The following is a 9,748-nucleotide window of genomic DNA, read 5'->3' on the forward strand; positions in this document are numbered from 1 at the left end:
CGGACCTCCGCCTGACCTCGCGCGTTTCAGGCCGAGCACGCCCGCGCTGGAAGCTCAGCGCTCGCGCAGCGCCTCGCGCGCCTTGTTCAGCGGCTTGAGCAGGTAGTCGAGCACGGTCTTTGCCCCGGTGTGGATGTCCACCGTCGCGATCATCCCCGGCACGATCGAGAACACCTTGTCCGCCTTGTTCCTCAGGTGGTCCGCCTCGGTGCGGATATAGACGCGGTAGTAGTAGACGTCCTTCTTGACCTCGTCCTGCAGCGTGTCGGGCGAGATCGTCGCGACCTTGCCCTTCAGCCCGCCGAAGATCGAGTAGTCGTAGGCCGTGATCTTGACCGTGGCGTCCTGCCCCGGGTGGATGAAGGCCACGTCGCGCGGCGAGATGCGCGCCTCGACCAGCAGCTTCTCGTCCATCGGGATGATCTCCATCAGCTGGCCGTTCGGCGGCACCACGCCGCCGACGGTGGTCACCGCGATGTCCTTGACGATGCCGCGCACCGGCGAGGTGAAGGTCAGCCGGGTCAGCGAGTCGGCGCGGCCGCGCGTGACCGAGCGCTGCGCCTCCACCTCGGCGTTGGCCTTGGCGAGTTCCTCGCGCGCCTTGACCTGGTATTGGCTGCGGATGTCGGCCGCCTTGGTCTCGAGGTCGTTGATCTGGCGCTTGAGCCTCAGCACCTCGACGTCGCTGGCCGCGCCGCGCTTGACCAGCGGCTCGGTGAGCCCGAGTTCGCGGCGCACCAGCACCAGCGCTTCCGACACGCCCGCGAGGCTGCTCGCCAGGCTCTGCCTGCGCGACTGGTAGAGCGCGGTCTCGGTACGGATCAGGTCGGCCTCCTCGCGGACCTCGGGCGGGAACACCAGCGGCGTGCCGCCGACTTCGGCGGTCAGCCGGGCCGCGGTCGCGAGCGCGGCGCGCACCCGCGACGCGCTTTCCTGCACGCCCGACTCGGTCTTCGTGCGGTCGAGCTGGGCCAGCACCTGGCCGGCTTCGACGATGTCGCCCTCGCGCACCTTGAGCTCGACCAGGATCCCGCCTTCGAGCGACTGGATGACCTGCTCCTTGGACGACGGAACCACGGTGCCGGTGCCCGCCGAGACTTCGTCGAGCTCGAACAGCCAGGCCCAGGCCAGCAGCACCAGCAGCAAGGCGCCGATGATCCTGACGACCCAGGAGGAACGGGGAAGCGCGGGCTCGGCCTGGATGCCGAAGCCTGCGGGGGCGGAGCCCGGGTTGTTATGCGTTGCCATGCGAGAGCTTTCCGAGAATCTGGTCCTTGGACCCGTCCATCACGATGCGGCCGCCGTCGACGACGACGATGCGGTCCACCCACTTCAAGACCTGCATGCGGTGCGTGGCGACCACCAGCGTGCGCGAAGGCAGCCAGGCGTCCATCGCCTCGATCACCTGGCGCTCGGTCATCTCGTCGAAATGCGCGGTCGGCTCGTCGAGCAGCACGATCGCGGGCTGGCGGATCAGCAGGCGCGCCAGCAGCAGCGCCTGCCGCTGGCCGCCCGAGAGGCCGAGGCCGCCTTCCTGGATCATGTCGTCCAGGCCTTCGGCGCGCGACTGCAGGAAGGGCATCGCGCCGGCCATGCGCAGCGCCTCCATCACCTCGGCGTCCGATGCCAGCGGCATGCCCATCACGAGGTTCTGGCGGATCGAGCCATGGAACAGCCGCGCGTTCTGGGTCAGCAGGCCCATGTCGCGCCGCACGTCGGACGGATCGATCAGCGAAAGATCCAGGCCGTCGAGCGAGACGCTGCCTTCCTGCGGCGATTGCAGCCCGGCCAGCAGTTGCAGCAGGGTCGACTTGCCGGCACCCATGCGGCCCAGCAGCGCCACCTTCTCGCCGGCCTCGATCCGCAGGCGCGGGATCTCGAGCGCCGCGCGCTTGTCGTCCTCGCCGTACTTGAACTTGACCCCTTCGAATGCATAGTCGCCGCGCAGCGCCGGCACGTGCACCAGGCGGGCCGCCTCGGGCTGGTCGACCGGACGCTGCATCAACTGGTCGAGGCCGTTGCGCGCCACCTTGGCCTGCTGCCAGCGGGCGAACACGCCCGACAGCTGGGCCAGCGGCGCGATCATGCGCGAGGCCAGGATCGACGAGCCGACCAGCGCGCCGGTCGTCATGTCGCCCTTCATCACGAGGTAGCAGCCCGTGAGCAGCACCACCGCGTAGACGATGTTCTGCACCTGCTGGGTCCAGGTCAGCAGCAGCCCGGTCAGGAAGCGCTGGCGCATGCTCACGCTGGCCGAGACGCTGTTGACGTGGTTCCACTGGTTCTGGAAGCGCGGCTCGGCGCGCAGCAGCTTGATGTCCTCGATGCCTTCGACCGCCTCGACCAGCAGCGCGTTGCGCAGGGCCGATTCGCGCATGCCCTCGTTGGCCATGCGGGCGAGCGGACGCTGGATCAGCAGGCCGGGGACGACCAGCAGCGGAATCGCGGCCAGCGCCACCAGCGCCAGCGGACCGGCCACCAGCCACATGACGACCAGGAACAGCAGGAAGAATGGCACGTCGGCCACCGCGCCGATCGTGGTCGAGGTCATCAGCTCGCGCACCTGCTCGACTTCGCGGACCTGCGCGATGAAGGAGCCGGTCGACTTCGAGCGCGCGGCGGTGCGAATGCGCAGCGCATGGCCGAAGACCAGGTCCGATACCTTGAGGTCGGCGCGCTTGCCGATCAGGTCGGAGATGTGCGTGCGCGACATGCGCAGCATGAACTCGAAGGTGATCGCCACCATGACGCCGCCGAACAGCACCCACAGCGTGGACGCCGACTGCGCCGGGATCACGCGGTCGTAGATCTGCATCGAAAAGACCATGGCCGCCAGGGCCAGCAGGTTGGCGAACACCGAGGCCAGCAGCACGTCGCCGTAGCGGCGCCAGTCGCGCAGCGCGATGGCGCGGAACCAATCGGCCTTGTAAGGCTTGATGTAGTCGTCGACGCGCGAATCCGCGACGGCGGTCTGCGGGCGCAGCAGCGCCACGCGGCGCGCGCGCTGGCGCACCTGCTCGACCGGCAGCGCGGTCTCCAGGCCCTGGTCGCCGGCCAGCACCACGCCGAGCATGCCCTTGCCGTCGGCCGATCGGATCAATCCGACCTTGCCGTCTTCGAACTCGACCAGCGCCGGCAGCCGCCACGGATCGAGCACCGCGTCGCTGAAGGCATCGAAGCGCAGCGCCAGGCCGAGTTGCCGGGCCATGAGGTCGAGCAGCGCGTCGAGCGACGCACCGCGCTCCCAGGCCAGGGACACGCGCACGCGCTCTTCCGAGGCGCCGAGGCCGTAGTGGCGGGCGACAGCGAGCATGGCCTCGAGCCATGCGATGTAGGACGGGGGCAGCTTCACGACTGCACCTCCATGCCCTGGACGGTGGTGTTCTCGAGGCCGTAGAACTGGCGTGCCTGGCCGGTCGCGCCGATGTAGCCCAGGCGGCCGTCCCAGAGGTCGTGCCGCACGGCTTCCTCGTCGGCCGCGGCCTGGTGGATTTCCTGCTCGGCATTGAGCAGGTCGAGGATCGAGCGGGTGCCGAGCGTGTACTGCTCGCGGTACAGGTCGCGCGCCTCGATGATGCTGCGCTTGCGCGCGGCCAGCACGCCGAGCCGCTCCTGGGCCCCGATGGCGCGCTCGCGATGGCTGCGCGCCTGGTCGCCGGCATCCAGGCGCGCGGTCTCGACGCGTTGCAGCGCGGCTTCCTCGGCCGCCACGGCGGATCGAATCTGGCCCGTGAGCGCACCGCCCTGATAGAGGGCGCTGGTGACGTTGACCATCAACGAGTGGTAGGTGCCGTTGCGCGCGAGGGTGTTCGGGTTGACGCCGCCGATCGCGCGGTTGACGGAAGCGTCGAGGCTGATCGTCGGGTAGCGCTGGGCCTTGGCGACCGCGAGCTGGGCTTCGGCCGCCTTGCGGTCGGCGCGAGCCATGAGCACCTCGGGCAGCAGGCTGGTGTCGGGCTGCGCCTCCATGTCCAGTTCCTTCGCGATCTTCTCGGGCAGCGGCGCCACCACCTGCGGCACCGGGCCGCCGATCAGGGTGCGCAGGCGCTCGCGCCACTGGGCATGCTGGGCCTTGACCTGCAGGTAGTTCGCGCGCGCGCCGTCGACGCGCGATTCGGCCTGGATCGGGTCCGCCTCGGGGCTCAGGCCCGCATGGGCGCGCAGCTTGGCAGTTTTGAGCACCTTTTCGACCGCGCTCACCTGCTCCTGCGCGATCCTGAGCAGCGACTGGTAGCGGTGCACCATCACCACGGCCTCCGCGGTCTGCTGCGCGATCGTGTCGATCTGCTTGAGCACCGCGGCCTGCTGGCGTCGCACCAGCGCCTCGGAATGGTCGACCGTGCCGGAGACCTTGCCGAAGTCGTAGAGCATCTGCGACAGCGAGGCCGTGGCCAGCGTGCCGTTGCCGGGGTCGGTGCCGTTGGTGGTGCTGCCGTTGTTGCTGCCGCCGCCGAAGCCGGCGCGGATCTGCGGGTAGTAGCCCGCGCGGGCGACGTCGACGCCGCCCTCCTGCTGCGACAGGGTGGCGACCGCGTCGGCGATCGAAGGATGCCGGCCGACGGCCTGGCGCACGGCCTGCGTGAGTTCGAGCGCACCGGCGGGCGCCGGGGCGTCGAGCGCGGGCTGCGGCGCGCCGGCGCCGAGCGATTGCGCCAGGTCGCTGGGCGCGAGACGGCGCGCGGGGCTGTTCCCGGCGGCACTCGCCAGGCTCGGCAGGCATTGGACCGCCAGCAGGAGCATGGCGGCCGCGGAAAGCCGGTTCAGTCTGGCGCGCGGCCTGAATGCGGCGCGGCAGGAACAGACCTCGAGGTCAGGAATTGGATGCATGGTGCTGATTTCTTGATGGAAGCGAGGCGGCTCCCTGGAGGCGGTCTTTTCTCGAGGATCAATTTCGACCGCTCGAGAATTAATTCAGAGGCTCGCCACCTCGAATTGACCGCAAGATCATTTCTCTTTTATTGACTCACTGCGGCGTGGCGCCGAAAAGCAATAAGCAACACATAAATGTTAGAACTTTTCATTCCAAAACAAACTGAGAAATATCTGAAACCGCCAGCCAAAAAAAAGGGGGCGCCGAAGCGCCCCCTTTTTGCTCACGGGGAGTTGCAGGCTCAGAGAACCAACTGGTGGTTGGCCAGCAGGGTCGCCAAGTCGGTGGTGACGTCGTTGAGCGTCACCAGCGTGGTCATCGCATACGCGCCGCCGCCGCCATCGCGGTCGATCCTGATCACGGTGTTGCCTTGCACATTGCTCACCTGCACGAACTGATCCAGCGGCGAACCTTCCGCGTAGCCCGTCAGCAGTTCGCCGATGTCGATGCGGTCCGCATTGGCATCGGTGCCGAAGGCGCCCACGGTGAAGCCGTCGACAGCGTCCGAACCGTTGCCCCCGGTGGCGTCGGCGGTGGCCAGCAGCTTGTACAGCAGCGTGTCGTTCCCGCCCTGCGTCAGGAAGAACGCATCATTGCCGCCGGCACCTTCGATCGTGTTGCTGGCCGCCGTGTCGGTGAGGATGTCGCTGTCGGCCGTGCCCAGCATCTCGCTGCGCAGTTCGACGCTGACGCTCTGCTGCACCCACAGCGAGGCCGTGCCGCTGAGCTGGTTGACGTAGACCTGGTAGGTCTCGCCTTGCCAGACCTGCGAACCTGCGCTGGTCCAGGTCGAATCGATCACCACGCGGTCACCGCTGCCACCCAGCACCGTCAGCGTGTCGGTCGTGCTGGAGATGCCCAGGACGTCATTCAGGCTCAAGGTCAGCGTGTTGGCGTTCGTGTCGCCCAGGTGGATCGTCTCGATGTTCGACACCTTCGAAGCGATGGTGCTGAAGTCCAGGTTCTCCGTCGACTGCCAGATCAGCGTATCGCGGCCGCTGCCACCATCCACCGAAGTGAAGTTCGCGTCCTTCAGGATGATGAAGTCGTTGCCGGCCCCTGCATCGAACACGGTCGCGCCGTTGCGGCCGTCAAGCGTGTTGATCGCGTCATCGCCGGTCAACGTGCCCGTGCCGTCCAGGTAGCTGGCCGTCGTCGCATAGGTTTCACCCGTGCCGCGGATGGTGCCGTCGGCGTTGACGATCACGGTCTTCACGTCGCCGGTGCGGTTGCCCACAAAGTCCGCGGCGTTGGCGTTGGTCCAGGCCACCGCGTAGCCGCCGTCCACGAGGGCGGTCACCGAAGGCATCAAGTCCAGGCGGTCCGCACTGTTAACGCTGATCAGCGTTTCGCCGCCCAGCTTGTTGCCGGCTGCATCGAAAGTCTGGCCGTACACCTCGGACCGGCTGTCGCTGGTGAACTTCGTCCACACCACCACGTAGCCGCCGTGCGCGAGCGCGGCGACGTCGAAGTGGACGTTCAAGGTGTCGTAGCCGACGCCGTTCACGCCATCGGTGCTGGTGTTCACCCGCACTTCCTGGCTGTCGAGCGCAACGATCTCCGAGCCGTTGAAGTCGAAACGGCGGGCATAGACGTTGAAATCATCCATCGTGCCGGCGCTGCCGGATGCCGATGTGTGGTTCGATACCCAGGTCGTGATGAAGCCGCCTTCCTTCAGGGCCACCACCTTGGCGCCGACCTGATAGAACTGGCTCTGCGCGTTGGCCTTGACCTCGGCGCCGACCTTCAGGCCGGTTTCGTAGTCGTAGACCTGCAGGAACATCTCGCTATCCCGTCCGGCCGTTCCGTTCTCCTTCGAACTCATGTACTGGACCACGTAGTACTTGCCGCCCAGGCTGGCGCTCGACAGGCCTTGGGTGTCCAGCTGGAAGTTGCCGCCCGTCGGAACGCCGTTCAGGCCCTCCATGTTGTAGGTGAAGCCGTTGCCGAGGTTGGTTCCGGTCGTCAGCGCCACGGGTGCCGCGTCGATCGCCGTGCCATCCGCCCTGTAGCGCACCTGGTAGACGTTGTAGTTCCAGACGGTGCCCGACACGTACAGCAGCACGTAGCCACCGTTGTCCATCGCCACGTAGGTGGGCGTCAGCTCGTAGGTCAACGTATTGGTCAGTCCCACTGCGGCGCCCGCAGCCGTCCCATCCGCATTGAAGTTGCGGATGTAGGGCACCGTCGAAGCGTTCGACGAGTAGAACACGCTGAACGAACCATTGGCATGCACAGAGACGTCGTAGCTGCGGATGTACTGCAGCGAGTCGTTGTAGCCATAGCCGTCGGAGGTCGCACCGTTGGCGATCACCACCTGGCCTCCCACCTTCTCGCCAAGCTTCGAGTAGCGCTGGGCGTAGAGGTTGGTGTTGTTCGAGGCGGCGGAACCATCGGATACATAGAACAGCCAGTAGCCGCCATCCGCCAGCGCATAGATCTTCGCGGCGGTATCGTCGTTGGCCGTGGTCACGGCCGCGTTCACGACGGGTTGCACCACCGTGAAGGTCGAATCCTCGCCCACCTGTCCGCCACTGCCGTCGGCCACCTGGACGTGCACCTTGACCGTGTAGTCGCCCGACGCGAGCTGCGTCGTGCCCCAGTTGGCCGTCGAGATCGACCAGCTGCCCGTCGCATCGTTGAGCGTCAGGCCGCCGTTGCCGGCCACACCGCTCGTGAAGGTCTTGATCACCGCGCCGTTTCGATCGAAGACCTCAATGATCAGCTTCTCGTTCAGGCCGGCGTTGATGCGGCCGGTACCCAGCAGGGACGGCTGCAGTTCGGCCACGTAGTCGCTGTTCGACGACTGGATCACCGACACGTCGCGGTAGACCGTCAGCTCATTGGCGGAGCTGTCCACAGTGCGGTTGCCCGCCGCATCGACGATGGCCGCATCGACGTTCAGCAGTGCATCGGCCTTGCCGTCCACGTTGAGGGCGTGGGCATCGTCGATCTTCAGCGACCAGGTCGTGCCCGTCACCGTCAGTTGCAAATCGACGCCTTCCTTGTAGGTGACGCCGTTGACCGTCACCCAGACCGTCTCGCCGGACGCGCGATCGATGCCGGTGACCGTGCCGGTGATGACCGGCGTGGTATCGCCGGTCCTCAGGGTGTTGACCACGATGCTGCCCGTGGGCGCGGTCGTGTCGACCGACAGTTCGAAGGCGCTCGAACTCGTTCCCGGGTTGCCAGAGGCGTCGATCACCACGGCCGTGTAGGTGTGGCTGCTGCCGTTGTCGAGGGTCGGCAGATCGAAGGTCCAGTCGGTGCCTTCCACGGTGGCCGTGCCGAGCAGGGTCGAGCCTTCGTAGATGTACACCACCTCACCGTCGGCCAGGGGCACGCTCAGGCGGCCGTTGAGAACCGGCTGGGTGTCGTCGGTGGCGCTGCCACTGGCGAAGTCGCCTTGGCTGATGCCGAAGTCGTCGGAGTAGGAATCGATCGTGGGCAGTGCTGCCGGCGGCGTGATGTCCATCTCGGCGCTCGCGCTGTCGCTGGCCGGGTTGCCGGCTGCGTTGCTCACTTCTGCCATGACTGTGATCGTGCCGTCGGTCAGGCCGCTCAGGTCGGCCGCGCCAGCCGTCCAGGTATTGCCGTTGACCGTGCCCGTCACAACCACGCTGTTCACGCCATCGCTGAAGGTCAGCGTGACTGTCTGGCCGTCTTCCACGTTCGTGGTCGTGCCGCTCACCACCAGGGCTTCGGCTTCCGCTGCGTTGATCACGCCGTCGCCCGCGATCGGGCCACCCACCGTGATGGTGGGCACCGTCGAGCTGACGCCGTAGGCGTGAGCAACGTTGCCGCTGGCGCTGTTGCCCGCTGCATCACGGGTGGTGACGCTGGCTTCGACGGAGGTGTCGGCATCTGCGGCCAGATCCGAACCAAGTACGTCGATGCTCCAGGCGCCGTCTGCGTCCACGGTGCCGCTGTAGGTCACGCCGTTGATCACCAAGGTGACCACGTCACCCGCTTGCGTGCCGGTGGTCGTACCGCTCACCGCCACGGTCGAAGCCGCTTCGGCGTTGTTGATCACGTTGTCCGCCGTGATGGCATCGACCGCAATGGTCGGTGCCTCCGGCGGCGTGATGTCGAGGACGGCCGAGTCCGTCGCCACGGCGGAGACGTTCCCCGCCAGGTCGGTGCTGATCGCGCTCACGTTGAGCGTCGCGCCATCGGCCGGCGTCGGCAGACTGACGATAACGAAACCGTTGGACACATCGGCAGCGTTAAGCGTGACGTTGACCGTGTTGGCACCATCGGTCACGGCGATCACGTCGCCGGCCGCTGCGCCGGAGACCAGGCTCACCTTGACCTGAATGCCGGCACCCAGTTCGGGGCCGCTGATGACACCATCGCTGTTGGCATCGCTGACGATCTCGACACCGATGACGGGGGCCGTCTGGTCACCGCCCACGATCTCGACCGGCTCGGACTTGTTGCCCGACTCGTCGATCGCCTCGATCGTGCCCGGCTCGCCTTCAGGCAGCGGGTTCGGCTCGATGCGCCAGTTGCCGTCCGGATCCACCACGGCGCTGCCCACGACATTGCCTTCGCCGTCGGTGACGACCACCGTGCTGCCCTCTTCGCCGGTGCCGGCTAGGCCGCCACCGTTGTTCTCCGTCACGACCGGCGTCGACGGATCGGTCTGGTCACCGCCCACGATCTCGACCGGCTCGGACTTGTTGCCCGACTCGTCGATCGCCTCGATCGTGCCCGGCTCGCCTTCAGGCAGCGGGTTCGGTTCGATGCGCCAGTTGCCGTCCGGATCCACCACGGCGCTGCCCACGACATTGCCGCCACCGTCGGTGACGATCACGATGCTGCCTTCTTCACCGGTGCCGGCCAGGCCGCCACCGTTGTTCTCGGTCACCACAGGGG

Annotated in this window: 4 protein-coding genes; all 4 read right to left on the minus strand. The window is 67.1% G+C overall.

The annotated features are described in order from the left end of the window. Positions 1–54: 54 nt before the first annotated feature. Complete coding sequence (locus tag AC1DYD_RS06995; protein ID WP_478172012.1) at positions 55–1,248, minus strand: HlyD family type I secretion periplasmic adaptor subunit; 1,194 nt, start codon at positions 1,246–1,248, stop codon at positions 55–57. After that, positions 1,235–3,352 carry a type I secretion system permease/ATPase gene (locus AC1DYD_RS07000; protein ID WP_478172013.1) on the minus strand — a complete coding sequence of 706 codons (2,118 nt, stop codon included), beginning with the start codon at positions 3,350–3,352 and terminating at the stop codon, positions 1,235–1,237. The genes AC1DYD_RS06995 and AC1DYD_RS07000 overlap by 14 nt, the downstream gene beginning before the upstream one ends. After that, on the minus strand, positions 3,349–4,827 hold the full coding sequence (locus tag AC1DYD_RS07005) for a TolC family outer membrane protein (protein WP_478172014.1): 1,479 nt from the start codon (positions 4,825–4,827) through the stop codon (positions 3,349–3,351). The genes AC1DYD_RS07000 and AC1DYD_RS07005 overlap by 4 nt, the downstream gene beginning before the upstream one ends. A 284-nt stretch (positions 4,828–5,111) precedes the next feature. Further along, on the minus strand, positions 5,112–9,748 hold a 4,637-nt coding region (locus AC1DYD_RS07010), incomplete at its 5' end, for an Ig-like domain-containing protein (protein WP_478172015.1).

This window comes from Variovorax sp. P4_B11 (assembly GCF_056402355.1).